Genomic DNA, 25,341 nt, shown 5'->3' with positions numbered 1-25,341 from the left:
TTATGGATACCAACTTTGATATATTATCTTCTGTCGTAAAAAATCGCCGTACCATAAAGCCTTTTATGATGAACGGCCAAAAGATAGCCGACGACCAAATTAGCCAATTATTAGAGCTGGCCGACTGGGCGCCAACGCATGGCCTGACCGAGCCCTGGCGTTTTGTGGTTTATGCTAACCCGGCCGATTTTTGCAGCGTTCACGCAGAATTATATAAACAAAACACGCCCGCTGAAGAATTTACTCAGGGTAGTTATGATAATCTGTTGCATCAGGGCGATAAGGCGTCGCATGCAATTATAGCGGTGATGCAGCGTGGAAAGCTGGCTAAAATACCTGCCGTTGAGGAAATGGCTGCCACGGCCTGCGCAGTTCAAAATATGCTCTTAGGTGCAACCGCTCTAGGATTGGCTTCGTATTGGGGTACAGGGGGTATGATACTAAAACCTGCCATGCGTACGTTCTTGAATTTAAATGACGAAGACGAAGTAATGGGGGTTCTGTATTTTGGTCATGCTGATGAGCAGCCCAAAGGTGCCAGACGGATCCCATTGACTGAAAAGGTTAAATGGGCATAAACAACAATTTGCCGGGCTTTTCGTAAGCCAATTATAAATTTAATTTGAATATAATTGTTTTGTCAGATTTTAAATAACTGTTAATAAAATTTAGTTAGAAAGAAAAAAAAATGGTACATTTGTATAATCAATTATACCAAGTCACACCTGATTTTTTATTAACTATTTAGATTTAAACTCAACAAAGTATGAGAAAACATTTTTGGTGGATAAATTGCGTTGTACTGATTCTGGTAATGAGCATTATTGGTTGGACGCCGGTACGCGCAACAAAAAATACAGAAACTTTAAAGACAGCACATGTTACTACCGCTAAAGAATTATTTAGCCGGTATGTAAACACAGTATATCAAACTGCCCATTTACAGGAAACTGGTATGGATCTGGGTGTTTTTCAAAAAGCATTAACCGGTTATTTCAATATTAAATCGGCCAATAACCTGGCAAAAAACAGCTCGGTTATTACCGTGGTCGACTTTAGCAAATCAAGCCGCGAAAAACGTATGTGGATCATTGACTTGTTAAACAATCAGTTGTTGCTTAATACCTGGGTGGCTCATGGTCAGGGTAGTGGTAACGATATGGCAACCAGTTTTTCTGATACTAACGAGTCGCACCAAAGTAGTTTAGGCTTCTATTTAGCCGATGACGTATATTTTGGCAAGCATGGCCGCTCATTACGTTTAGATGGCTTAGATCAGGGTTTTAACGCTAATGCACGGTCGCGCGGTGTGGTTGTTCATGCCGCCGATTATGTAGGCGCGGGTACTATTGCAGCAATAGGCCGCTTAGGTCGTAGCTTTGGTTGCCCGGCTGTATCTCCGGCAGTGATTGATCAGGTTATCAATACTATTAAAGGTAAGTCAGTATTTTTCATCAATGGCAATAGCTCTGACTATACTTCAAAATATTTAAACGATACTGTATTCGCTAATTTTACTGCGCAGGATAGCACCATGATAGAGGCACCCAGATCGTAAACTTTTTCATTGTAGTTTTTTATAAAGAAGCCCCGCAGTTACTGCGGGGCTTCTTCTGTTTATATATTATATACTTTTTGTCATTTAGACGAGGAACGGGGAGAAATCTATACACGCTAATCAAATCTTGAATGTCGGTGTATGGATTTCTCCCGATGGTCGAAAAGACAATCGGGAGAGAAGTATGAATTTTGTTATTTTAAAGTTGCCAAAGCGTTGTACAGCACAATGTCCAACCCGTAAACATCGGGCACCGCGTGTACCGTGCCGGCGTCGTCAACCCAGGCCGTCATGTAAGTAATCAGTACCGGTACTTTTGGTGTCAGTGCTACAGATGTAGGCTCGGGTTTATCCTCACTCATATCTTTGGCAATTAAATCATATTTGGGGCCCCGTCCAAACAAGTTAAGCGCCAAACCCTGAGGGTCGCCTAAACGCACACAGCCATGGCTGATAGCTCGCATAGACATCCCGAACGCATTTTTGGCCGGCGTATCATGCAAGTAAACGCTGCTTTTATTATTAAACAGAAACTTGATCTTACCTAACGAGTTTTGGTCGCCCGGCTGCTGTTTAAACTCATAGTCGGCTGCTGATACATTATCCCAGTCAATATCATCCGGATCAACCAGATGGCCATTGTCGTAAACGTTGATACCTTTGTTTTCAAGATAGTACCGATCCTTTTTAGCTTCAACTATGATCTCTTTGCTGGCAATACTTTGCGGGATGTTCCAAACAGGGTTAACCTCGACACTATGAATTAAACTGCTTAACTGGGGAGTAGAGTGACGGTTAGGTTTGTCTACCTTGCCTGAATCGGCGTAGTTCATCAGTGTTTCACTGTTGTTTATATTGCGGCCCTGTCCCACGCAAACTTTCATATTCAGTACCGATTTGCCATTCTGCATTACATCAAGTTGGTAAGCCGGAATATTTACGCTGACATATTTGCTTGCATTAGGAGCGTTGTGCCATCTTAAACGCTCCAGGTTTACTGCGATGACGCGCTTGGTTTCTTCGGCTGATATCCCGTTTGCGGCGACGCCGCTTGCCAGTGCTTTTTGTAAGGCAATATAGCCCGGATCTTTAGGCTGAATGCTGTCCAGGTAAGTTTTTAAATCCGAAACCTGAAATACTTTAGTCATAGATGCACTGTCTGGCCGGGGTGTTGGGATATAATATCTGACATAAACAGATTTTGGATCGATAACACCAAACTGCAGCGCATTTGAATAACGCAGTAACGAGTTGGCCGAGAGTATCTCCAGTTCGGCAATGTCATGATATGCCTGATCGAGTGTCTTAATTGCTTTTTTATTATAAAACTTGTTAATCAATTCCCCTATCTCATTAGCCTTAAATAATTCGGGATTAAGTCCGTGCTGACCGGCATTTTTATAATAAGTAACCGATGTCTTGAGGTCTTTGTTAAAGATGTGATCCATCACAAAAACCGGGTCATAATTGTTTTGTTCGTAAAATTTGCTGATGAAGGAGCCGTAAGTGAGGTTAGATTTTTCTTCGGCTAATACTTTCTGAAATACGCGGGCAAGGCCATCAGGGGTTACATCTTTAAAAACTTTATTTCTGGTTTTCTTGAAAAGAATCTTGCCCATATCAGAGCGGCTTTTTTTGCAACTTTGAAAAACCGCCGCCGACGCCACGAGTAGGATTATTGTTAGTTTGACGAATTTTTTTGTATCTGTTAGCATAAGTTTAAATTAAAAACGTTTGGGGATATAGCAATACCTATACCATTTATTAAGGCGCATAATATTTGCAGTAGAATATATTCAAAAAAACTAGTAAATTGATGTATGGCAGATAAGCAAAAACCAGAAGTTTGGCTACGCGGTGCGCTGGAAGGTATTCCGCCTTTATTGCAGCCGGTAGCTCATGCCTTATTGCAAGCACGTGAGGAAGTTAACGCTTTAATGGCCGACTTTCCGGAGATATTGCTATGGGTAATGCCTGTGGGCATGGCTTCGCCGGGATTTCACCTGCAACATTTGGCCGGCGTACTCGACAGGTTGTTTACCTATGCACGAGGTGAAACGCTGACCGAACATCAGCTCAATAAACTGGCGTTAGAAGGAAAAATGCCCGAAATAGGCTACAGTGTAAACACTTTACTGGAAATTTTTAATCGCCAGGTAGACGATGCTGTCAAGCAATTAAGTGGTACTGATGAATTGACGCTGACGGATAAAAGAGGGGTAGGGCGGGCGCAGCTGCCGTCGACGGTCATTGGTTTATACACGCATGCAGCTGAACATATCATGCGACACCTGGGCCAACTGCTGGTAACCTCAGGGATATTGAGGGGATAATTTAATTATTAAAAAATATACCAGAAAATGTTGGATATCCGGAATCTTTATAGCCGTCGTAGAAAAAGCGGGTTAGGCGAAATTGCAAATGTCCGCTTATGGTGTAATTGAGATAAACGCCATTATCAAAACCCGAAATTATATTCGATTTCAATATTTTTTTGGTGACCGGATCAATCACATCAATAAGTATTTGCCGGTGTTGATGCTGCCAATCCAACAGATAAATGGACACTTTTTTCTTTGAGCCGTCAGCGATGTTTACATCAATAAGTTCATGCAGCGTTGCCGTGTTACCGCCCGCTACACGGCTTTCTTTTGTTGCAGAAGTATAGGGTGCGCTATCATTTACCGGTTTTAAGGCCCATCTTTCTAACTTGTTGCCGATGTAATTAAGGCTTAATGACGATGGTAATTTCTGTTTTCCGGCTGCTATATCATAACCTGATTTACCATATACGCCAACCCAATTGCCCCTGGTTTTTCTATCTGATCCATTAAATACCACAGTGCCTGAGACGGCAAGTTCATATATAGTACGGATATGTTTCATATCGGTACCATGCGGAACAATGCTCAAACATTCGCCTGCATTCATTTGCAAGATTATGGAGTGATCTCTGATATTTCTATTAGCTTCTTTAAGTACAATGGTATCCGGCCTGATCCAATAAATATCCGCGGTTTTAACTTTTTCCCAGGTTTTTGGAAACACCCAGGTACGCACTTTCCCGCTTATCGAATAACACATTATTTCAAGGTGGTCGAGCCAGTAAACCGGCATAAAAACGTCATAGCCTGATTTGATTAGATGTCCATCCTGTTCAATAGTTTGCAGGCTGTCTTTATAAGTGCTTATGGTATTCTCAGAAAAATTGGCGGTATAGCTGCCATTGTCCGCCGTATATTTTTCGCGCAGCAAACGGTTTAAATTAAAATAGGTAAGGGTATGATGTGCAAACTCGCGTTGCGCCCTCTCGGGGTGGTACTGAAACTGAATATCCTCAAACTGTACGCTGCTGCCAAATACCTGTAAGGCCGGTTTAATATCAAGCCGCTGGCCCAATAACCTATCGTGAGCTATGTCGCGGCCCCCGCACATTAAATACGGCGGTATTTCCATGGGATTGACACCTAACGAATATTGGCCCCAATCCCAGGTAATGCCTTGCGATAAATATCCGTATAATTGTTTATCTCCATATTCGGCAATTAACTGAATACCGTAACGGTTTTTGAGATAAAGAGCAATCTTTTTAATGGTATTGCGCTGATCGTCACTGGTATGCCCGTAAAACGGACTGGCCGGATATTGCGTAATGTTATCAAAATAAAGTACCCCGGTTTCTTTTAGCTGGGGAAAGGCTGCGATGAGCGCATCAATTCGCTTTTTAGAGACACCCGATTTCCATTCATTCACGAGGTCGACAAAATAACTTTGCCTGCCCCACCACTTTTGCCCTTTTACAAACGACCCGTCTCTTTCCTTGCAGATAAGATCTTTACCGGCATAAAGGCTCCACTTGGGGCTTTCCATATAAGCATCAAACGGGTTAACATGAAATGTACAATGCGTATGATATCGGGCGGCCTCTGCCATTAACCAATCTATTGCCGGCTTCCCCTTTAATCCGCCCGGCGCAAAAAGTGTACTGTCTGCAGGCAACCACCAGGGGTACTGATGATCATGCCCATTTTGTTGAAAGCCACCTAAGATGACTATTTTAGGCAAACCGCGCGTTATATTATCTAATTGTTTGATGTATTTCAACACTGCACCCAGATCAAGATTAGATACCTGGTCGGGCGTAGCGCATCTTAGCATTATTTTATAAGTCATGGTTTGCGACAAATCCCTGCCGAAAGGATAGGCAACCTGGGGCGTCTGTGCAGATAAAGCGTCGGTAAGCAGTAGTGAGGCTAAAAAAATAAATAGGTATTTCATCGGAATCGTTGCCCTAAATTAGCCTTTTTGAGAATAATAATAGTTAATTCTTTATCTTTCAACAACAAACCGGAACGCATGCTTATCAAAACCAAAAGAATTTATGAGCCGGCGGCAAAAGGGGACGGCTATCGTATATTGGTTGACCGCCTGTGGCCGAGGGGATTAAAGAAGGAAAATGCGCATATCGATAAATGGTTAAAGTCCGTTGCACCATCATCAGCTTTGCGCACCTGGATACATGGCGATAAGGGTAACTGGGATGAATTTGAATTAAGGTATCTGGATGAACTTAAAAATTCGGAAGGCTTACAGGAGTTGGAAACATTGCTAAAAGAACATCATACCGTTACTTTTTTATATGCGGCAAAAGATGAACAGCAAAACCATGCGTTGGTTCTTAAAAAGCTTGTATTGGTTTTAAGAGAAAGGTAATATCAGGAGTTGTTTGTCTTTAACCTATCCTGAAATAGGTTTACCGCAAGGTGTTTCACCGAGGTGTTTCACTGACAAAATTCTGCAGTACCCTAAAAATAGCTAAAATGCTATGTTTCAAATAATTATAACGATTAACTGAACCTTTACTACTGTTTCAAAGTGTTTCACCCGGTTTATGTAAATGGCTCATTTATAGTAAGTTGTCTTGAAAAAGTGTTTCAAGTGTTCCAAAGTGTTTCACTTTTAAGCGGAACACTTTATATCAATAAATGGTTATTGTGGTAAAATAGTATTGCGGTTGCGCAGCCAATGATCGGCCAATACCAAAGCAGCCATAGCCTCAACAATAGGCACAGCACGTGGCACCACGCAAGGATCATGGCGGCCTTTGCCTGATATCTCGGCAGCATTACCTTCGCTGTCAACAGTGGCCTGGTTTTGCATAATAGTAGCAACCGGTTTAAAAGCTACTTTAAACTCGATAGGCATGCCGTTACTGATACCACCCTGTATGCCGCCCGAGTAGTTGGTGATGGTGCGAATATCACCTGAATCAGATTTAATGAAGATATCATTATGTTCTGATCCGCGCATCTCACTGCCCTGAAAGCCAGAGCCAAACTCAAAGCCGTGTACGGCATTGATACTTAGCATAGCCTTACCTAAATCGGCATGTAATTTATCAAACACAGGCTCACCTAAGCCAACGGGGCAGTTCAATATATGGCAGCTTACCTTACCGCCAACGGTATCACCGTCTTTACGTACTGAATCAATAAAATTGATCATTTCTTCGGCTGTCGCCGGATCTGCACAACGTACAATGTTTTTCTCGCGGTCGTCAATAAACTCTTGTGCACTCTTGATCTCTACATTAGGCGCATTGATCTTGCCTACGCTGCTCACATGGGCAACAATCTCAATGCCCTGGCTTTTCAATAATAACTTGGCTAATGCCCCCGCAGCTACACGCGCTGCTGTCTCACGAGCTGATGAGCGGCCACCACCGCGGTGATCACGGATACCGTATTTGGTTTGATAAGTGTAATCCGCATGCGATGGGCGAAACACATCTGTATTGTGGCTGTAATCCTTGCTGCGCTGGTCCTCATTCGGTATCAGCATCATAATAGGGGTGCCGGTGGTTTTACCTTCAAATACACCCGAAAGAATGCGTACCGTATCGCTTTCCTTGCGCTGGGTAGTAATCTTCGACTGGCCGGGTTTGCGTTTATCCAGCTCAGCTTGAATGTATTCCAGGTCAACCGGTAACTGCGACGGGCAGCCGTCAATAATTACGCCTATAGCCTCGCCATGCGATTCGCCAAATGTGGTTATCCTGAATAATTGTCCGAATGAATTACCTGCCATCTCTATAATGAGTGAGTGAGTTATTGAATGGGTGAGTTTGTGTTATCTAAATTGCATCCACGCTAACAACAAAACGCAGATGCAATCTTTTGATTATATGTCTTTTACTTCAAAGCCTGCTTTTTCAAGATCGGTCCAGAAAGCCGGATATGATTTTTCAACCACTTTAGCGTCTTCAATTTCCAGTTCAGGAATGATCAGTGCCAGCGGTGCAAAAGCCATAGCCATGCGGTGGTCGTCATACGTATTGATAAACATGCGTTCGGGAATAAATTTACCACTACAGTCAAGCGTATAGGTTTCATTATCCTCAATAAGTTTAACACCCATTTTGCCAAGCTCATTTTGTAAAGCTTTGATCCGGTCAGTTTCTTTAATTTTTAAAGTTTCCAGGCCGGTAAAAGTAGCCTCATGATTCAGCGCTGCACATACTACCACAATGGTTTGTGCCAGGTCAGGGCATTTCTTTAAGTCGAATGCCTTGCGAACTATTTGCTTAGGCTCTTTCTTAATATGCACGCCACCGTCTCTGAACTGCGAGGTGATGCCAAAGTTAGCCATAATCTCGCCGATCACGCTGTCGCCTTGCAAACTGTAGGATGTCAAGCCGTGTAAAAACAAATCCGCTTTATCAGCCAAAGCCGCTATAGAGTACCAGTAAGATGCAGCACTCCAATCAGGCTCAACCGGTAGGCTGGTCTCTTTAAACTCCTGATGCGGAATGTCGATCACATTGCCGTTCCAATCATGTTTGATGCCTGCCTGCTCCAGCATACCCAAGGTCATTTCCACATAAGGGCGCGAAGTTAGGTCACCCTCGATATGAACTTCAAGACCCATCGGTAAGTTCGCAGCAATCAGCAATAACGCAGTAATGTACTGGCTACTAATATTCCCTTTAATACTAATTTTATTCGTAGCCTGTTGGATGTTACCCTGGATGCGGATAGGGGGGAAACCATCATTCTCCTCATAGCTGATCTCGGCACCCAGTTTGCGCAAAGCATCAACCAAAATACCTATGGGGCGTTGCTTCATTCGCTCACTGCCGGTAAGTACAACCTCTCCGTCTTGTAAAGTGTAGTAAGCAGTTAAAAAACGCATAGCGGTGCCGGCCGGGCCGATGTTTACAATTTTATTTTCGGCCACCTGCGTAACAGGCTCCGGCTCATGACCAGCGGTTTGCAAAGTCAAGCCTAAAGCCTTTTGCAGGGTAACGGTGTCCGCAGCGTCTGATATATTTTCAACGCGTACTTTTCCATTACTCAGGGCCTCGATTACCAGCGCACGGTTGCACTCGCTCTTTGAGCCGGTTAAGTGTACTTCGCCAATAGCTACTTTATCTTTTTTAGTAAGCAGGATATTCTGACTCATCTGGGTATTAAACGTGGGTAAGTTTCTCTGCTTGCTGACCTGCTGCCTGACCTTCGTTCATGATCTCAGTTTGCTTGCGGATAGACTCGGTGTGCAATAACTCTAATAATTTCTCGGTAAAATCCGGGCTTAATTTTAGCGCTTTGCCGTAGTTAATGCGTTTGTTTAATATTTCATCCCAACGGTTTACCTGTAAAATGGTAATGTTGTTCTCTTTTTTGTAAGCACCAATCTGTTCGGCAATTTTCATGCGCTCAGCAATTTTCTGGATCAGCAAATCGTCGATTTTATCGATGTTATTGCGTAGCTCGGTTAGTTTGTCATTAACCTGTGCATTGTTAGTATCAGGTTTACGTAAAGTCAAATGGTCTACCAATTCAGCCAAAGCAGCCGGAGTAACTTGTTGTTTAGCATCTGTCCAGGCCACACTTGGATCAATATGCGACTCGATCATCAAACCTTGCATATCCAGGTCTAACGCTTTTTGAGACACGTAGCCAATCAGGTCACGGTTACCAGAAATATGGCTTGGGTCGCAGATTAATGGTAAATGCGGAGCTAAAGTTTTCAGGTGGATAGCGATATCCCACATTGGCTCGTTACGGAAAGCCGATTTTTCGTATGATGAGAAGCCACGATGAATAGCGGCAAGTTTAGTGATGCCTGCATTATTGATACGCTCTATAGCGCCAATCCATAAAGAAATATCAGGGTTAACCGGGTTTTTGATCATTACCGGTACGTCAGCACCTTTCAAAGCGTCAGCAATTTCCTGAACAGTAAAAGGGTTGGCAGTTGAACGGGCGCCTACCCATAAAATATCAACCCCTGCAGCTAGCGCTTCTTCAACATGTTTTGCAGTGGCAACTTCAACGGCGGTTGGTAAACCGGTTTCAGCTTTAGCGCGTTTTAACCACTCTAAGCCAATGCTTCCTATGCCTTCAAACTCGCCCGGGCGGGTACGTGGTTTCCATATACCTGCGCGCAATGCCGTAACGCGGCCGGTGTTTTTTAATAAATGAGCAGTGGCTACTAACTGATCTTCAGTTTCTGCGCTGCACGGACCGGCAATCAATAGCGGTTCGTTGGTTGCTGTTATCCAAGAATTTAGTGGTTGGATGTTTAAATTAAGTTTCATTTTGTTGTTGTTATAATGTCTTGACTTATTAACTGTTTTTGGCCAGCTTTTTTACGCTGATATATTTACGCTCAGATTTTCCAGGCGATGTTTTGATGACTTTCTCAGGGCTTACTTCTTCCTCATGACGTTTATACTCACCCAGGATATTAAAGTTGTGGGTATATTTTAATATTTGTTTAACTGCGCTGTCATACTGCTTGGTTTCCTCCCATTCTACGTCCACATAAAAATTATACTCGTTGCGTTTACCCAATACCGGCATTGACTGTATCTTGCTCATGTTTACACCCAGGCTAGCAAAAATATTAAGCACTTTTGCCAAAGCACCTACCTGGTTACTCACCTGGAAACATAATGAAGCTTTGTTGGCCGGAACTTTAACCACATTTTCATGGGCAGTCAATATCAAAAAGCGGGTAAAGTTTTTCTTATTCGATTCTATACGCCGCTCAATTATATCTAATCCGTACAGCTTTGCCGCTAAATTATTAGCAATGGCAACAGTATCGGTTAACTTTTCGTCGGCTATACGTTTGGCGCATGCTGCGGTATCGCTGCTTTCAACGATTTTGAGGTGCGGGTACTCATCAAAGAAATCAATACACTGGCGGATAGCAATAGGATGCGAGGTTACATATTTGATCTGCTCGAACGATACCCCCGGCAAAGCCATCAGGTGCAATTGGATAGGCAGGTAAATCTCGCCAATCACGGGAAAATTGTAGTTTAATAACAAGGAGTAGTTTGGCAATATACTCCCTGCAATGCTATTTTCAATCGCCATTACTACATAATCGGCCTGGTTATTTTCCAGCGCGTCAAATGTTTGTTTAAAAGAGTTACACTCAATAGTCTGGATGTTTTCTCCAAAGTATTTTAAGGCCGCCTCTTCGTGAAACGAGGCGCGGATACCTTGTATGGCAACTCTTGTTTTTTCCTTTTTCATAATGGTTATTAAAGCAAAAAGTCCCGGCTTTTATGCCGGGACTTTTCAATTTCTTTATATGATTGTTAGTGCATATTAGTCCCGGCTCTTACTGGTAAAGTAAAAGTAGTAGCCATAAAAATATGCAGCGTTCAATTTCATTTGCTTGTTAATTATGGCGTAAAAATAGGAGTAATAAACTACTTTGTCAATAGATTATTTTATTTATTTGAAAATAATTGGACTTAAGCAAATTTTATATTGAAAAATGGAGTTTGTGCATAGTTTATTTGGTTGCAATTGTAAGCATGGACGCTTAGCTGAGTTCAAGGTGTGGACACTCGAACCGGTAAATAACAATAATGCCCATTCAAGTGTCCATTTGAATGGTTGCTGAATGTAAGCGTCTACGCTTACGATTATACAAACTATAAATTAGCGTAATAATTCAAGCCTTCAATAAGCTCTTCTTCGGTACAGATATTGTCGATATTAAACTGGCCGATCTTACTCAACAAGGTACAATTGATCTTACCATTCTGGTTCTTTTTATCCTTCAGCATATAATCAATAAGCGTAGTGTTGTCAGCTGTTTTTAGATTATAGCGGGGGTACAGATTCATCAGCACTTGAGTAATTTCGGTTAGTTCTTCGGCACTAAGGCTTGATTTTTTATGTGACAGATAAGCTTCGCAGATCATGCCGATAGCGATTGCTTCGCCATGCGACAATGAATCTTTATCATTGATCAGTGAGTACGTCTCAACTGCATGACCAATAGTATGACCAAAGTTTAACGATTTGCGGATATTTTTTTCGTTTGGATCTTCAAGTACCACCGCATTTTTGATAGCCACCGAACGATAAACCATCCAATCGGCCGGCGTTGTAAGGTCGCTTTGTTTTAGTTGGTTCCAGTATTCAGCATCGCAGATCAGCCCATGTTTCAGCATTTCTGCCGTGCCTGAAAGTATCTGGCGTGACGGAAGCGTTTTCAAAAACTCACCCTCAATAAATACTGCTTTTGGTTGGGTGAATGTGCCGATGATATTTTTAATGCTGTTAATGTCAATACCCGTTTTGCCGCCAACTGATGCGTCGACCTGCGAAAGCAGGGTAGTAGGCACATGTACAAAGTCGATACCACGTTTAAAGGTCGAGGCTGCAAAGCCGCCCAGATCGCTGATAACGCCGCCACCCAGGTTAATTAATAAACTCTGACGATCAGCGCCAAAGTCGATCAACATTTTCCATACGCCGATGCAAAAATCAATATCCTTGCTTTCTTCGCCGGCATTAACTTCGATAATATCAAAATTGTCAGGATCGCCCAGTCGTTCTCTAAGTAAAGGCAGGCAATATTTGGCCGTATTTTCATCGGTTAAAATAAAGAAACGCGAGTAACCTCCTTTTTCGACAAAACTGGCCAGCTCGCTTAAGCTGTTTTGAAAATATATGTTGTAATTGTTACTCTCAATGGTATCCATAACGTCAACTTTGCAGCTATCGGCATCTATTGTACTCATAAACTAAATCACTTTTATTTTATTACCGGCAAACTCAACCACATCACCCTTCTTTACTTTTAAGCGCTTGCGGTAGTCAATCTCACCGTTATATTTTACTTCGCCCTGGTCTACAACTATTTGTGCCTCGCCGCCGGTTGCAACCAGGTTGGTGGCCTTTAATAATTGTATCATGGGGATGTAATCGCCGGTAACTTTAAACTCTATCATTGGGCAGCAAAAATAAACTATTCGCAGAATAATGAGTTATGTAACTATCATTTTATAATTTTGTACCACGCTAATGATTCATAGCCAGCCGTATTATTGGTTGGCACAAGGCAAAACGTGAATCATAAATAATAACTATGACTCAAAAATACAGCTTATCTTTTGAGAATACGGAAATCGCATTCCGCCATTCATCAAATGCTGATCTAAAACGGGCCTATTGGCTTTTCAAAATTATCAATGTAAACTTCCTCGTTAAAATAGGCCCACCCATTACCAACTTTGCTGTAAAAATAGGTTTGCCGATAAAAGGGTTGATCAAAGCTACCATCTTCAAACATTTTTGCGGCGGCGAGACTATCCGCGAATGCGAAAACACCATTAAGACTTTAGAACGTGGTGGAGTAGGCACCATATTGGATTATTCCATAGAAGGTGAAGATGACGAGAAAGTTTTTGACGAAACCTGCGAGGAGATCATTCGTACGATAAAACGTGCTAATAAAGATAAAGCCATTCCGATTACGGTTTTCAAGGCCACCGGCGTTGGCCGTTTCGGTCTGTTAGAAAAGCTGGATGCGAAAGTAAAACTGAGCGCTGCCGAAGAAGAAGAATGGCAAAAGGTGCAGAGCCGGGTTATAGCTATTTGCGATAAAGCACACTCAATAGGTGTCCCGGTGATGATTGATGCCGAGGAAACCTGGATACAAAACACTATTGATCAACTGGCACTGGGTATGATGCGCAAATTCAATAAAGAAAAAGCCATCGTTTACAATACTTACCAGCTTTATCGGCACGATAAACTGGCCTCAATAAAGAGCGATACCAAGGTTGCCATAAAAGAGGAATTTATTTTGGGCGCCAAACTGGTGCGCGGCGCTTATATGGAAAAAGAACGCAAACGCGCTGAAGAAATGGGCTATCTATCGCCGATACAACCTACCAAAGAGGCAAGTGACCGCGACTTTAATCTGGCCCTGGAATATTGCACTGACAACATCGCTCACATAGCTTTTGTAGCCGGAACGCATAATGAAGATAGTTGCCGGTTGCTCACTGAATTGATGGAAAAAAAGAATATCGACCACAAATATCCGCACATATATTTTGCACAATTATTGGGTATGAGTGATAACCTTAGCTTTAATTTGGCCGATGCGGGTTACCTGGTTGCCAAATACGTTCCGTACGGGCCGATCAAAGCGGTGCTGCCATACTTGTTCCGCCGTGCGCAAGAGAATACCGCCATTGCCGGGCAAATGAGCCGCGAGTTAAGCCTGATTGTTAAGGAAAAGAAACGACGCGGAATATAGTACTATAATAATCCGCTGTTCATGAAATAGTCCTGAATATTATCCGGTGCCGTCATTAAGTACGTTTGCAAGCCAAGCTTTTTCGCGGTCTCTAAATGCTGCGGACTATCATCAATAAACAAAGTTTCGGCGGGGTCGAGGCTGTTTTCATTCAATACCTGTTTAAATATTTCAGCATCAGGCTTGCGCTTGCCCATTAGGTGCGAATAATAAACTTTTTCAAACAAGCCGGAGTTATCCTCCATATTATACTCGCGCTTTAAATAAGCATGTACATAATCATAATGGATAGCATTGATGTTGCTGAGCAGAAACGTACGGTACTTGTGTTTTAATTGCAGCAATAACTCGTGATTTCCTTTGGGAATACCGATAAAAATGGCATTCCAGGCATCGTCGATTTGCTGGTCAGTAAGCGTGGGTTTATGGGTGAGCTCGCGTATTCGATCTCTAAATACTGGTGGCGATATCTCACCACGTTCTAAAGCATCAAATACGTCGTCTTGTTTGCGATGCCCGTAAAACTCGTCGGCATTATCGATACCCAGGGCTTTCCAGGCCTCGGCTACTCTTTTAAAATCTATGTGGAATATTACGTTGCCGTAATCAAAAATAATGTTCTTTATATTGTTCATATACCTTGAGTAATCGCTTTCATTTTAGCCAGGCCCATTTTGGCTACTTGTAAGGCATCTTGTTTATAATAGCTTTCATTAAATACTTCCAGCGATAACACTGTAGGTCTTTCAGGGTTTTTGATAATCTGCAGTATTTGTTTAAGCGGAGCGACGCCATCGCCCGGATAAACCCGGTCGGGTTCAGATATTTTTTCGGGTGCGATGCCGGCAGGGTAGTCATTAATGTGAAATACCTCGATTGCATTTTTACCCACCAGAGGCAGACTGTTTAAACTTGAACCGCCTTTGTAAATGTGAAATGAATCCAGCAGTATTGAAGCATCTTTATGCTCGCTTGCGGCAGCCACATACAGTACGTCGCTTATTTTTTTGAGATTGTGCGATCCGCCCCACATCTCTAATATTGGCTTAACGCCAGTGCGTTTGCCTATTTCAAGGACAGCACGGTATCTTTCAGTAATTTTATCCAGGCTGATTGTTGGCAGGCCGGTAGCGCCTGCAGGGGGCGCCGCAATACGATGGCAGCCCATTTCAGCCAGCAAGTTCATTTGCCGCTCTAGTTGTAATAAGGCCTCTTTGCGGGTTTGCTCATCATCTACTATCCACGGTGCGAAGCCTATAGCATTTTCTACAGTAACCCCCAGTCCCGCAATAATTCTCCTGGCCTCGTTGGTCGACCCGGCATTTTGCAGGAAAACCTGGAAAGTATCTAGCCAAATCTCAACCGAAGTAAAGCCTGCGGCAGCGGCAGTTTGTATTTCTTTTATAAAGCCTAGCTTTTGCCCGCGGATGGTACTCATGTTCAATGAGTATTTAAAAGCCGGATTGGATTTCTTAGAAACGCTCATGCCGGAAGCCGTTGTATTAAGCAAAGCAGCACTTGCGCCCAAACCCAGGGTTTGCAACGCCTGCCTGCGATTTTGTGATAAATGAGCCATTTAGCAAAAATACTTTTAACCGTATCGATACCAAAAATATACTATTTTAATTAAAATAAGCCTTTGCATTTGTTGGCAGAAAATTGTAACATTGCAGCCTGAAATTTATAAGATTTCGACCGCGCCTATAGCTCAGTTGGTTAGAGTAGAAGACTCATAATCTTTTGGTCCCTGGTTCGAGCCCAGGTGGGCGCACTTAAGTAGCAAGATCTACACCTAAAAAGCCCCTTAAATCAGCGATTTAAGGGGCTTTTTTATTAATTTCCCCTTACTCGCCCCTTGTAAAGCCAAGGTTCTCGTTGCCTATCCGACTACCTGTTTTTGTTTTTAACTTAGAAACCGATTCAATGCATTGATAAATAGTTTATTACAGGGGTAAAAGTTTTTAAAAATAAACATCGCCCGCCCGCTTACGCCCCTGTTTTCATATAGTTTGATGATTATGTTGAAAACATGGGGCGCTTGAAAAAAGGCATTTTTAAGCTAAATGGAATAAATAATTTATCCAATTGTTATTAAGATGAATAAAGCTATAATATTGCATAATAATTCTGCTGTAGCCCAAATACGTAAGTATGCAACATACTATCCTGATCATCGATGATGAAAAAAAATTAAATGATCTGTTAACACGCATTATCGGTTTGGAGGGTTTCCGTGTATTGCAGGCATTTACAGGGAAGGAAGGCCAAAAGCTGTTGCAGCAGGAGGATGTTTTGCTGGTAATAAGTGATGTTAAGCTGCCCGATGTAAACGGTGTTGACCTGGTAAAAACCCTCAAAGAAAAGAAGCCTTACGTTGAGGTAATTAACTTAACCGCATATGGTACCATTGCCGATGGTGTGAAAGCAATGCAAAACGGCGCTTTCAACTATATAACCAAAGGCGATGATAATGATAAGATAATTCCTTTAGTTAACCAGGCAATTGATAAAGCTTTACGCCAATTGCACATTTTTAAAGCCGAAAAGAAAACAATTAGTAAGTATAGCTTTAACAATATAATTGGGAACTCGAAAGCTATTTTGGAGGCTGTATCGTTGGCGCGGAAAGTAGCAGCAACTGATACTACGGTATTACTTTTAGGAGAAACTGGCACAGGCAAAGAAGTATTTGCGTCGGCTATCCATTATGAAAGTGAACGCCGCTTAATGCCTTTTGTGGCTATTAATTGCAGCAGTTTTTCGGCAGAGTTATTAGAGAGTGAACTATTTGGCTATAAGGCAGGGGCCTTTACCGGTGCGCTGAAGGATAAGAAAGGTTTGTTTGAAGAGGCACAGCATGGCACCATTTTTTTAGATGAAATAGGCGAAATGAGCCAGGATTTGCAGGCTAAATTATTGCGGGTGCTCGAAAACAAAACCTTTATTAAAGTAGGTGACACTCAAACTACCCGTGTGAATATGCGCATTTTGGCCGCCACCAACCGCGATCTTAGAAAGGAAGCTGAGGCGGGCCATTTCCGGTTAGACCTATATTATCGTTTATCGGTATTCACTATTTCCCTGCCCTCACTTAATGACCGAACGGCCGATATTGAATTGCTGGCGAATTATTATTTAAAAGACTTTGCCGCTAAAACCGGTAAGTCTCCGCTTAAAATGAATGAAGAATTTTTAAGTCTGCTTAACCGTCACCATTGGAAAGGAAACATACGCGAACTAAAAAATGTGATGGAACGGGTGGTTATACTGGCTGATGATGGTTTAACAACCGACCTGTTACCTGTGGAATTCAAAAATGAAAATATTGACTACAGCGCTCTTGATTTGGCTAATATTGAAAGGCAGCACATCCAAAAAGTGCTGGCCCATACCAATGGCAATAAAACTGAAACCGCCCGCCTGCTGGGTATCGGTTTAACCACGCTTTACCGCAAGCTTGACGACTATAAGCTTAGCTAAAACTTATTCATAATGAAAATGAACCCTTCCATTTTGGAAGGGTTTTTTGTTTTAGTATAATTTCCGGCACGACAAAAAAATTATAAATGGCTGTCTGATAGTTAATTAAATCAAACCCTTTCTTGTTGGCTTCGGCTTTGCCAATTGTGGTGAAAAACATTTATAAAAATGAACACCATAATCCTACTCCTGGCCATCATCATCTTTTGTTGGCTATTTTTTAAATCCATCAATTGGTTCGAAAAAATCTAGTCGCCATGATCGCATTATTTATCATTTCCATCGCGGTATTCATATACATGATATATGTGCTGCTTAAACCCGAAAAATTTTAACTCAACATGAACACGGAACTATTTGGAATTTTAGTCTCTTTCATTATTACCCTGCTCATTGGTATTCCGCTGGGTAAGTACCTGGCTAAGATGTTTGCAGGAGAAAAGGTTTGGACCGATTTTATGAAACCGCTTGAAAAAGGTATTTATAAACTATCGGGCATTAACCCTAATGAATCCATGGACTGGAAACAGTTTTTAAAAGCCATGATGATGATCAATTCGTTATGGCTGGTTTACGGATTTTTTGTACTGCTGTATCAGGATAAATTACCGCTTAATCCGGATGGGAACCCTGGTATGACGCCCGACCTGGCTTTTAATACCATCATCAGCTTTGTAGTTAACTGCAACCTGCAACATTATTCGGGCGAAACCGGGGTTACCTATTTAACACAGCAATTCATACTGATGTTTCTGCAATTTACCAGCGCTGCAACAGGTATAACTGCTGCGGTAGCGATATTTAAGGCATTCAGAGATAAGACAACTACTAACCTGGGCAATTTTTGGGATTTCTTCGTAAAATCCATCACCCGTTTATTGCTGCCGCTTTCAGTAGCAATGGCGTTGATACTCACTTTTAACGGCACTCCTGCCAGCTATGCGGGCAAGGATCGGTTTATTTCTTTACAGGGCGATACCGTTAAGGTATCACGGGGGCCTGCGGCTCAGTTTATTGCCATAAAGCACCTAGGTACTAATGGGGGCGGTTGGTTTGGCGCCAACTCTGCACATCCACTGGAAAACCCGGATTATTTAACCAACATGGTTGAAGTCATTGCGCAAATGATCATCCCAATAGCAATGGTGCTGGCATTTGGTTATTTCATCCGCCGTAAAAAATTAGGGTGGGTTATATTTGGGGTGATGGCCGCGGGTATGTTCATGCTCATGATACCAACGATCTGTAGCGAGATGGGCGGCAATTTGGCCATCGCTAAAATGGGTATTACGCAGCACAGCGGCGCAATGGAAGGCAAGGAAGTAAGGATTGGCGCCATGGCTACCGCTTACTGGAGTACGCTCACTACAATCGTGTCTACCGGATCGGTCAACGGCATGCATGACAGTACCATGCCACTAACCGGCTTATGGCAGTTACTGGGCATGATGATCAATGCCTTTTTTGGGGGATGCGGTGTAGGTATACTTAATTATTTGATCTATTTGATTATCGCCGTGTTTATATCCGGTTTGATGGTTGGCCGAACTCCTGAGTTTTTGGGTCATAAGGTTGAGGCGCGCGAAGTAAAGATAGCCGCCATTATTACCTTACTTAGTCCGTTTTTAATATTGGCTGGTACTGCTTTATCCAGCTTTATATTTACCCATTTCGGAGCAGCCGACTGGGCCGTTAAGCCATCTGCGTGGTTAAATAACCCAGGCTATCATGGTTTTTCCGAAATGCTGTATGAAAATACATCAGCAAACGCCAACAATGGCTCTGGCTTTGAAGGATTAGGGGATAACAATATTTTCTGGAACGTAGTTACTGGTGTCGTACTTATTATGGGCCGTTTCCTGCCTATAATAGGTCCGGTTGCCATTGCCGGTTTGCTTGCGCAAAAGAAATACATTCCCGAATCGGCAGGGACACTTAAAGTTGACACGGTGACTTTTGGCGCAATGACCTTCGCCGTAATTATAGTTCTTAATGCATTGTCATACTTCCCTGCACTGGCTCTGGGGCCTATTGCCGAGTATTTCTCTATGCTTAAATAATTGATATCTCCATGAAAACTCAATCTAATAAATTATTTGAACCTTCTTTAGTTCAAACTGCACTCAAAGAATCGGTCATCAAGCTTAATCCTAAAACTATGCTGCGCAACCCCGTAATGTTTACGGTGGAGGTTGGTACGGTGATTATGGCCTATGTAACCTTTTACAGCTTAATACATAGCGGCCAGGGTTCATTCGTCTATAACTTCAGCATTTTTATTATGCTGTTGCTTACCCTGCTGTTCGCCAATTTTGCCGAAGCTATTGCCGAGGCACGTGGCAAGGCACAGGCCGACAGCCTTCGTAAAACCAGGGAGGATACACCCGCCAGGGTTTTACTGGACGACGGTTCAGTAATTTCCCGCTCATCCAACCAATTATTGAAAGGCGATGTGTTTATTTGCGAAACAGGCGATACCATACCTACTGATGGCGAGATCATCGAGGGTTTGGCAACCATTGATGAATCGGCTATTACCGGTGAATCAGCTCCCGTTATTCGGGAGGCAGGGGGTGATAAATCATCTGTAACAGGTGGCACTAAAGTATTGTCGGACAAGATAAAAGTGGTAGTGACTACTCAGCCCGGCGAAAGCTTCCTGGATAAGATGATCGCTTTGGTGGAAGGTGCATCCCGTCAAAAAACACCAAACGAAATTGCCCTTACTATTTTACTGGCCAGCTTTACTCTGGTATTCATTATTGTATGTGTTACGCTTAAACCATTTGCCGACTATGCTGATACGCCCATTACCATAGCCGCCCTGATCTCTTTATTTGTTTGCCTGATACCCACAACTATCGGTGGCCTGTTATCGGCTATCGGTATAGCGGGTATGGACAGGGCATTGCGTGCAAACGTGATCACCAAATCAGGAAAAGCTGTTGAAACTGCCGGTGATATTGATGTTTTACTATTAGATAAAACAGGTACCATCACTATTGGCAACCGCAAGGCCACCCAATTTTGGCCTGCCGATGGCATATCACAAGACGAATTGATCAAGGCCTGTGTACTGGCATCATTAGCTGATGAAACTCCCGAAGGTAAATCTATTTTAGAACTGGCCCAACAGGGTGGCAGCAAATTATCATTGAACGTTCCGGAGGGTTCGGCATTTATAAAATTCTCTGCCGAAACCCGTTGCAGCGGTATTGACACGCCTGATGGTAAACGCGTCCGCAAAGGTGCTTTTGATGCTATCCGTAACCTCACTATTAAAGCCGGGAATAAATTTGACGGCCAGGTAGGGGATACGGTAAAGCAGATTGCCTCAAAAGGAGGCACGCCCCTGGTAGTGGCACAGAACGAACAGGTTTTGGGTGTTATTGAATTACAGGATATTATAAAACCGGGCATAGCCGAACGTTTTGAGCGCTTGCGCAAAATGGGTATAAAAACCGTAATGGTAACCGGCGATAACCCCTTAACCGCCAAATTTATTGCGGAGAAGGCCGGTGTTGATGATTTTATTGCCGAGGCCAAGCCCGAAGACAAAATGCGCTATATTATAGCCGAACAAGCCACAGGTAAATTGGTAGCCATGATGGGTGACGGCACTAACGATGCGCCTGCCCTGGCCCAAGCTGATGTTGGGGTTGCCATGAATAGCGGTACCCAAGCCGCCAAAGAAGCAGGTAACATGGTCGACCTGGATAACGACCCAACCAAATTGATAGAGATCGTAGAAATTGGTAAACAGTTGCTCATCACCCGTGGCACATTAACTACTTTCTCTATCGCTAATGATGTGGCCAAGTATTTTGCTATAGTCCCGGCATTATTCATTGCATCTATTCCGGCATTGCAGGCCATTAATATTATGCACCTGTATAGTCCTGAAAGCGCCATATTATCTGCTGTAATATTTAACGCCATTATTATCCCAATGCTGATCCCACTGGCCTTAAAAGGTGTGGAATATAAACCCATTGGCGCCAGTGCATTATTGCGCCGCAACCTGCTCATATATGGCTTAGGTGGTGTAATAGCCCCATTCATCGGCATTAAATTAATTGATTTAATCATATCTATTTTAATATAAATAAAAATGAAAACCCTTATACAATCCATCAGATTGACCTTAGTACTTACGGTACTGTTATGTATCATATACCCGACTATCATCGCCTTTGCAGGCAAACTATCAAAAGGGCAGGGTGATGGCGAAAAAATAATTGTTAATGGCAAGGTGGTTGGCTATGCGGCCATCGGGCAAAAATTTAATAAGCCTCAATACTTCTGGGGGCGTCCATCGGCTGTCGATTATAATGCCGCCGGTTCTGCCGGTTCAAATAAAGGCCCGAGCAACCCTGACTATTTAAAGGATGTGAACAGTCGTATCAATACGCTGCTAAAATATAATCCCGGTTTAAAAAGAAGCGATATACCTGCCGACCTGGTAACCGCATCCGGCAGCGGTTTAGATCCCGATATTTCGCCTGAAGCTGCCCGCATACAAGTAAAGCGTATAGCACAATACCGTAAGCTCGACGAGCAAAAGGTAGCCGTATTGGTGAAAACTCATATACAAGCCCCGCTGTTGGGCATGCTTGGTCCGGCTACTGTGAACGTGTTAAAACTAAATGTGGCTTTGGATGAATTAAGATAAGTATTTCGCGACCGGCTAAAGGGGCGGGCTATTTAAAAACAAAATGGACGAACGCAAAGACAATACGGTAAAAAACTTTATCGACTTGGTTAAAAGATCAAGGCGCGGCAAGCTCAAAATTTATATTGGGATGAGCGCTGGTGTTGGTAAAAGCTATCGTATGCTACAGGAGGCACATACCCTGCAACGTAACGGTATTGGTATACAAATAGGTTATATTGAAACACATAACCGTAGCGAAACCCATGCTTTGCTGGATGGATTGCCTGTTATCAGCCGTCGAAAAATATTTTACAAAGGGAAGGAGCTGGAGGAGATGGATTTACGGGCTATCCTGAACCGGCATCCCGAAGTGGTAGTTGTTGATGAACTGGCGCACAGTAATATTGAAGGCAGCAAAAACTCTAAACGCTGGCAGGATGTACTGGATATACTGGAAGCGGGCATCAGTGTAATTACCGCCGTAAACATCCAACATCTGGAAAGCTTGAACGGAGAGATAGAAGAAATAACCGGTATTGCTATTACCGAGCGGATACCCGATAAGGTGTTGGAAATGGCTGATGAGATAGTCAATATTGATCTTACAGCTGATGAGTTGATAGACCGTTTAAAGGAAGGTAAAATTTATGATAAAAGTAAAATAGAACGGGCGTTACAAAATTTTTTCCAGAACGATAAGATATTGCAATTGCGCGAGATAGCCCTCAAAGAAGTGGCTCATCATCTGGAACGGAAAATAGACATTGAAATACCCAAGCAAATCAAACTGCGGCCCGAACGCTTTTTGGCCTGCATATCGTCCAACGCCGAAACGGCCAGGATAGTGATTCGAAAAACAGCAAGACTGGCTTCTTACTACCGTTCGCCGTGGATAGTGCTTTATGTTCAAAGCAGCAGCGAAAGTTTGGATAAAATAAAACTGGACAAGCAACGCCATTTAATCAATAACTTTAAACTGGCAACCGAGTTGGGCGCAGAAGTAATTAAACTAAAAAGCGACCGGATTACCCAAGCCATTATGAAAATTGCTGAAGAACGCGATATTACGACCATCTGTATTGGCAAACCACATTTAAGCTTGTTCCAGGTAATTTTAAGAACAACGGTATTTAACGAGCTGCTTAAAAAAATAGCAGCTACTGAAACTGATTTAGTAATACTATCATGAAAGTAAAAAATAAACTCTGGTTAGGATTCGGCTTTTTGTTTATTGTCGTGCTGTTTTTTGGTGCTGTGTGCGTTTTTTATATCAACCAGATATCGAATAGTGCTAAAGTGATTTTGAAGGATAACTATGAGACCCTGAGTTATTGCCGCGAAATGCGAACTATTTTAGATGAGAATGCCCTTCCCCTGAATGCTGCCGCGATAAGCGGATTTGATAACCAATTAACTAAAGAAGCCCATAACCTTACAGAACCCGGCGAAAAAGAAGGCGTGGAAGGATTAGCGGCGTCATTCCGCAAATTACAAAGCAAATTAACAACTGTAGCTGAACTTGCGCAGGCGGAAAAAGAGGCCCGCCGATATTTGCGTCGGATAGAACTCATTAACATGAGAGCCATTGTTCATAAAAATGATACTGCCCATGCCTCGGTTGACAACGCTGCCCTGTTTTTGGGTTTTGCCGCCACTTTTACCTTCCTGATATTGTTTAGCTTCAGCTTCAACTTTCCTGGAATTATTCTGAATCCTTTAAATACCCTTTTATCCGGCATAAGGGCTATCGGGCAAAAAAATTATAGCCAGCGCATACACTTTGATAAAAACGATGAGTTTGCCGAAGTAGCAGACGCGTTTAATGATATGGCCGTCAGGCTGCATGACTGGGAGAATAGCAACTTGTCAAAAATCATGTCGGACAAGCAGCGTATTGAAACCATAATTGAACAAATGCACGATGCTATTATTGGTATCAATGAAAAGCAGGAGATATTATTTATTAACACAGCGGCAAAAAATATTCTCAATTTAGGTGTAGATAGAATAGATGGACATTTGGTTGCGGATATTACAAAAAGCAATGACCTGTTTAGATCGATCATTGATGAAGATAAAACAGGTAAGCCATTCAAAATTGTTATTGATGGCAAAGATTCCTATTTTCAGTTAGAAGCCAGGGAAATTTCGGTACCCAATCTGTCGGCCAATACGGTGCAGCCATTAAACATTGCTAAAACAAGAGCTGGTAAAGTTTACATACTTAAAAATATAACAGAATTTAAAGAGCGGGATGAAGCCAAAACTAATTTTATCGCTACCATATCACACGAACTAAAAACGCCGATTTCATCGATTAAAATGAGCCTGAAGCTAATGAAGGATGAACGTGTCGGGCATATCAATACAGAGCAGCAACAATTGTTAGAGCATATTAAAGATGACAGCGACCGGTTGCTGAAAATAACAAGCGAACTCCTGGAACTTTCACAGGTGGAAACCGGAAACATCCAATTAAACTTTGTAACCGTTAAACCGGAGCAAATAGTAGATTATGCGATTTCATCTGTAAGCTTTCAGGCCGAACAAAAAAGTGTTAAACTGGAAGTAGTAAAGGACGAAAACTTGCCAATGGTAAATGTTGATGTCGAAAAAACTGCCTGGGTACTGGTAAATTTTTTATCGAATGCGTTGCGTTATAGTCCCGAAAAATCAAAGATTGTGATCAGCATAGTTAGTCAAGCTGGCGAGGTAGTATTTTCTGTAAAGGATACAGGTAGAGGCATTGATGAACAATATCAAAAACGCTTATTTGATCGTTATTTCCAGGTTCCTACTGATGGGCAAAATAAGTCAGGGTCTGGACTTGGGCTGGCCATATCTAAGGATTTTATTGAGGCACAAAACGGTCGTATTTGGGTAGAAAGCGCCATTGGTGAAGGAAGTACGTTTAGCTTCTTGCTACCTGAAACTATGAAGTGATAATTCAGGAAATTAAGTAAAAACGTAGAAGCCGTGTTTTTATCTTTTTTTGGATACTTTACTACAGAAATCCTTCAGGTGGGGCACTTAGGTAAATAAAAACCTCGATTCTTCAGAATCGAGGTTT

At 42.5% G+C, this 25,341-nt stretch carries 22 protein-coding genes and 1 tRNA gene; 13 read left to right on the top strand and 10 right to left on the bottom strand.

Features of this window, described 5'->3' with window-relative positions:
* Positions 1–2 precede the first annotated feature (2 nt).
* Both ABD772_RS02185 and ABD772_RS02180 read left to right on the top strand, forming a co-directional pair.
* Positions 3–578 (top strand): nitroreductase family protein, encoded by a 576-nt coding sequence (locus ABD772_RS02185; RefSeq protein ID WP_345100783.1) that lies wholly within the window; start codon positions 3–5, stop codon positions 576–578.
* 188 nt (positions 579–766) lie between these two features.
* Entirely contained in the window at positions 767–1,558 is a 792-nt protein-coding gene (locus tag ABD772_RS02180; protein ID WP_345100782.1) for a murein L,D-transpeptidase catalytic domain family protein, read from the top strand.
* Positions 1,559–1,752: 194 nt separating this feature from the next.
* Here the strand turns inward: ABD772_RS02180 and ABD772_RS02175 are convergent, their stop codons facing one another.
* On the bottom strand, positions 1,753–3,177 hold the full coding sequence (locus ABD772_RS02175) for a L,D-transpeptidase scaffold domain-containing protein (protein WP_345100781.1): 1,425 nt from the start codon (positions 3,175–3,177) through the stop codon (positions 1,753–1,755).
* 201 nt (positions 3,178–3,378) lie between these two features.
* Here ABD772_RS02175 and ABD772_RS02170 point away from each other — a divergent pair, with 201 nt between their 5' ends.
* A complete protein-coding gene (locus tag ABD772_RS02170; RefSeq protein ID WP_345100780.1) occupies positions 3,379–3,891 on the top strand; it encodes a DinB family protein in 513 nt (170 codons plus the stop codon).
* Between the two features lies 1 nt (position 3,892).
* Here the strand turns inward: ABD772_RS02170 and ABD772_RS02165 are convergent, their stop codons facing one another.
* Positions 3,893–5,836 carry an endo-alpha-N-acetylgalactosaminidase family protein gene (locus ABD772_RS02165; protein ID WP_345100779.1) on the bottom strand — a complete coding sequence of 648 codons (1,944 nt, stop codon included), beginning with the start codon at positions 5,834–5,836 and terminating at the stop codon, positions 3,893–3,895.
* Between the two features lie 78 nt (positions 5,837–5,914).
* On the opposite strand from ABD772_RS02165, the gene ABD772_RS02160 reads away from it, so the two are divergent.
* Positions 5,915–6,271 (top strand): DUF488 domain-containing protein, encoded by a 357-nt coding sequence (locus ABD772_RS02160; RefSeq protein ID WP_345100778.1) that lies wholly within the window; start codon positions 5,915–5,917, stop codon positions 6,269–6,271.
* Positions 6,272–6,547: 276 nt separating this feature from the next.
* On the opposite strand, the gene aroC is transcribed toward ABD772_RS02160, so the two are convergent.
* From aroC to ABD772_RS02130, 6 genes are all read right to left on the bottom strand, one after another.
* Positions 6,548–7,645, bottom strand: a complete 1,098-nt coding sequence (gene aroC, locus ABD772_RS02155; RefSeq protein ID WP_345100777.1) for a chorismate synthase — start codon at positions 7,643–7,645, stop codon at positions 6,548–6,550.
* A gap of 93 nt (positions 7,646–7,738) precedes the next feature.
* The gene (gene aroA / locus ABD772_RS02150; RefSeq protein WP_345100776.1) at positions 7,739–9,019 is read right to left on the bottom strand and encodes a 3-phosphoshikimate 1-carboxyvinyltransferase; all 1,281 of its coding nucleotides are present in this window, start codon (positions 9,017–9,019) and stop codon (positions 7,739–7,741) included.
* Between the two features lie 7 nt (positions 9,020–9,026).
* On the bottom strand, positions 9,027–10,157 hold the full coding sequence (locus ABD772_RS02145) for a chorismate mutase (RefSeq protein ID WP_345100775.1): 1,131 nt from the start codon (positions 10,155–10,157) through the stop codon (positions 9,027–9,029).
* Between the two features lie 28 nt (positions 10,158–10,185).
* Entirely contained in the window at positions 10,186–11,106 is a 921-nt protein-coding gene (locus ABD772_RS02140) for a prephenate dehydratase (protein ID WP_345100774.1), read from the bottom strand.
* A 407-nt stretch (positions 11,107–11,513) separates the two neighbouring features.
* Positions 11,514–12,572, bottom strand: a complete 1,059-nt coding sequence (gene aroB / locus ABD772_RS02135) for a 3-dehydroquinate synthase (protein ID WP_425562809.1) — start codon at positions 12,570–12,572, stop codon at positions 11,514–11,516.
* 42 nt (positions 12,573–12,614) lie between these two features.
* Positions 12,615–12,821, bottom strand: a complete 207-nt coding sequence (locus ABD772_RS02130; RefSeq protein WP_345100772.1) for an RNA-binding S4 domain-containing protein — start codon at positions 12,819–12,821, stop codon at positions 12,615–12,617.
* A 137-nt stretch (positions 12,822–12,958) separates the two neighbouring features.
* Here ABD772_RS02130 and ABD772_RS02125 point away from each other — a divergent pair, with 137 nt between their 5' ends.
* Positions 12,959–14,137 (top strand): proline dehydrogenase family protein, encoded by a 1,179-nt coding sequence (locus tag ABD772_RS02125; RefSeq protein WP_345100771.1) that lies wholly within the window; start codon positions 12,959–12,961, stop codon positions 14,135–14,137.
* Between the two features lie 2 nt (positions 14,138–14,139).
* On the opposite strand, the gene ABD772_RS02120 is transcribed toward ABD772_RS02125, so the two are convergent.
* Both ABD772_RS02120 and ABD772_RS02115 read right to left on the bottom strand, forming a co-directional pair.
* Entirely contained in the window at positions 14,140–14,772 is a 633-nt protein-coding gene (locus ABD772_RS02120) for an HAD family hydrolase (RefSeq protein WP_345100770.1), read from the bottom strand.
* Positions 14,769–15,713, bottom strand: coding sequence for a sugar phosphate isomerase/epimerase family protein (locus tag ABD772_RS02115; RefSeq protein ID WP_345100769.1), 945 nt, complete (start codon positions 15,711–15,713; stop codon positions 14,769–14,771). The genes ABD772_RS02120 and ABD772_RS02115 overlap by 4 nt, the downstream gene beginning before the upstream one ends.
* Before the next feature lie 121 nt (positions 15,714–15,834).
* Here ABD772_RS02115 and ABD772_RS02110 point away from each other — a divergent pair.
* From ABD772_RS02110 to ABD772_RS02080, 8 genes are all read left to right on the top strand, one after another.
* A tRNA-Ile gene (locus ABD772_RS02110) sits at positions 15,835–15,908 on the top strand.
* Between the two features lie 380 nt (positions 15,909–16,288).
* Positions 16,289–17,617 carry a sigma-54-dependent transcriptional regulator gene (locus ABD772_RS02105; RefSeq protein WP_345100768.1) on the top strand — a complete coding sequence of 443 codons (1,329 nt, stop codon included), beginning with the start codon at positions 16,289–16,291 and terminating at the stop codon, positions 17,615–17,617.
* A gap of 257 nt (positions 17,618–17,874) precedes the next feature.
* Positions 17,875–17,952 carry a K(+)-transporting ATPase subunit F gene (gene kdpF / locus ABD772_RS17540; protein ID WP_157540818.1) on the top strand — a complete coding sequence of 26 codons (78 nt, stop codon included), beginning with the start codon at positions 17,875–17,877 and terminating at the stop codon, positions 17,950–17,952.
* Between the two features lie 6 nt (positions 17,953–17,958).
* Positions 17,959–19,677 carry a potassium-transporting ATPase subunit KdpA gene (gene kdpA / locus ABD772_RS02100; protein ID WP_345100767.1) on the top strand — a complete coding sequence of 573 codons (1,719 nt, stop codon included), beginning with the start codon at positions 17,959–17,961 and terminating at the stop codon, positions 19,675–19,677.
* 11 nt (positions 19,678–19,688) lie between these two features.
* Positions 19,689–21,722, top strand: a complete 2,034-nt coding sequence (gene kdpB / locus ABD772_RS02095) for a potassium-transporting ATPase subunit KdpB (protein WP_345100766.1) — start codon at positions 19,689–19,691, stop codon at positions 21,720–21,722.
* A 6-nt stretch (positions 21,723–21,728) separates the two neighbouring features.
* Positions 21,729–22,289, top strand: a complete 561-nt coding sequence (locus ABD772_RS02090) for a K(+)-transporting ATPase subunit C (RefSeq protein ID WP_345100765.1) — start codon at positions 21,729–21,731, stop codon at positions 22,287–22,289.
* A gap of 43 nt (positions 22,290–22,332) precedes the next feature.
* On the top strand, positions 22,333–23,460 hold the full coding sequence (locus ABD772_RS02085) for a sensor protein KdpD (RefSeq protein ID WP_345100764.1): 1,128 nt from the start codon (positions 22,333–22,335) through the stop codon (positions 23,458–23,460).
* Positions 23,457–25,214: an ATP-binding protein gene (locus ABD772_RS02080; protein WP_345100763.1), complete on the top strand. Its 1,758-nt coding sequence runs from the start codon at positions 23,457–23,459 to the stop codon at positions 25,212–25,214. The genes ABD772_RS02085 and ABD772_RS02080 overlap by 4 nt, the downstream gene beginning before the upstream one ends.
* The last annotated feature ends 127 nt before the right edge of the window (positions 25,215–25,341 follow it).

The sequence above is a fragment of the Mucilaginibacter panaciglaebae genome, assembly GCF_039539265.1.
Taxonomy (GTDB): Bacteria; Bacteroidota; Bacteroidia; order Sphingobacteriales; family Sphingobacteriaceae; genus Mucilaginibacter; species Mucilaginibacter panaciglaebae.
This window is presented reverse-complemented; position numbering and strand designations above follow the sequence as displayed.

Coding starts and splice junctions, on each gene's coding strand:
- ABD772_RS02185 (WP_345100783.1), top strand. CDS start 3: ATGGATACCAACTTTGATATATTATCTTCTGTCGTAAAAAATCGCCGT.
- ABD772_RS02180 (WP_345100782.1), top strand. CDS start 767: ATGAGAAAACATTTTTGGTGGATAAATTGCGTTGTACTGATTCTGGTA.
- ABD772_RS02175 (WP_345100781.1), bottom strand. CDS start 3,177: ATGGGCAAGATTCTTTTCAAGAAAACCAGAAATAAAGTTTTTAAAGAT.
- ABD772_RS02170 (WP_345100780.1), top strand. CDS start 3,379: ATGGCAGATAAGCAAAAACCAGAAGTTTGGCTACGCGGTGCGCTGGAA.
- ABD772_RS02165 (WP_345100779.1), bottom strand. CDS start 5,836: ATGAAATACCTATTTATTTTTTTAGCCTCACTACTGCTTACCGACGCT.
- ABD772_RS02160 (WP_345100778.1), top strand. CDS start 5,915: ATGCTTATCAAAACCAAAAGAATTTATGAGCCGGCGGCAAAAGGGGAC.
- aroC (WP_345100777.1), bottom strand. CDS start 7,645: ATGGCAGGTAATTCATTCGGACAATTATTCAGGATAACCACATTTGGC.
- aroA (WP_345100776.1), bottom strand. CDS start 9,019: ATGAGTCAGAATATCCTGCTTACTAAAAAAGATAAAGTAGCTATTGGC.
- ABD772_RS02145 (WP_345100775.1), bottom strand. CDS start 10,157: ATGAAACTTAATTTAAACATCCAACCACTAAATTCTTGGATAACAGCA.
- ABD772_RS02140 (WP_345100774.1), bottom strand. CDS start 11,106: ATGAAAAAGGAAAAAACAAGAGTTGCCATACAAGGTATCCGCGCCTCG.
- aroB (WP_425562809.1), bottom strand. CDS start 12,572: ATGGATACCATTGAGAGTAACAATTACAACATATATTTTCAAAACAGC.
- ABD772_RS02130 (WP_345100772.1), bottom strand. CDS start 12,821: ATGATAGAGTTTAAAGTTACCGGCGATTACATCCCCATGATACAATTA.
- ABD772_RS02125 (WP_345100771.1), top strand. CDS start 12,959: ATGACTCAAAAATACAGCTTATCTTTTGAGAATACGGAAATCGCATTC.
- ABD772_RS02120 (WP_345100770.1), bottom strand. CDS start 14,772: ATGAACAATATAAAGAACATTATTTTTGATTACGGCAACGTAATATTC.
- ABD772_RS02115 (WP_345100769.1), bottom strand. CDS start 15,713: ATGGCTCATTTATCACAAAATCGCAGGCAGGCGTTGCAAACCCTGGGT.
- ABD772_RS02105 (WP_345100768.1), top strand. CDS start 16,289: ATGCAACATACTATCCTGATCATCGATGATGAAAAAAAATTAAATGAT.
- kdpF (WP_157540818.1), top strand. CDS start 17,875: ATGATCGCATTATTTATCATTTCCATCGCGGTATTCATATACATGATA.
- kdpA (WP_345100767.1), top strand. CDS start 17,959: ATGAACACGGAACTATTTGGAATTTTAGTCTCTTTCATTATTACCCTG.
- kdpB (WP_345100766.1), top strand. CDS start 19,689: ATGAAAACTCAATCTAATAAATTATTTGAACCTTCTTTAGTTCAAACT.
- ABD772_RS02090 (WP_345100765.1), top strand. CDS start 21,729: ATGAAAACCCTTATACAATCCATCAGATTGACCTTAGTACTTACGGTA.
- ABD772_RS02085 (WP_345100764.1), top strand. CDS start 22,333: ATGGACGAACGCAAAGACAATACGGTAAAAAACTTTATCGACTTGGTT.
- ABD772_RS02080 (WP_345100763.1), top strand. CDS start 23,457: ATGAAAGTAAAAAATAAACTCTGGTTAGGATTCGGCTTTTTGTTTATT.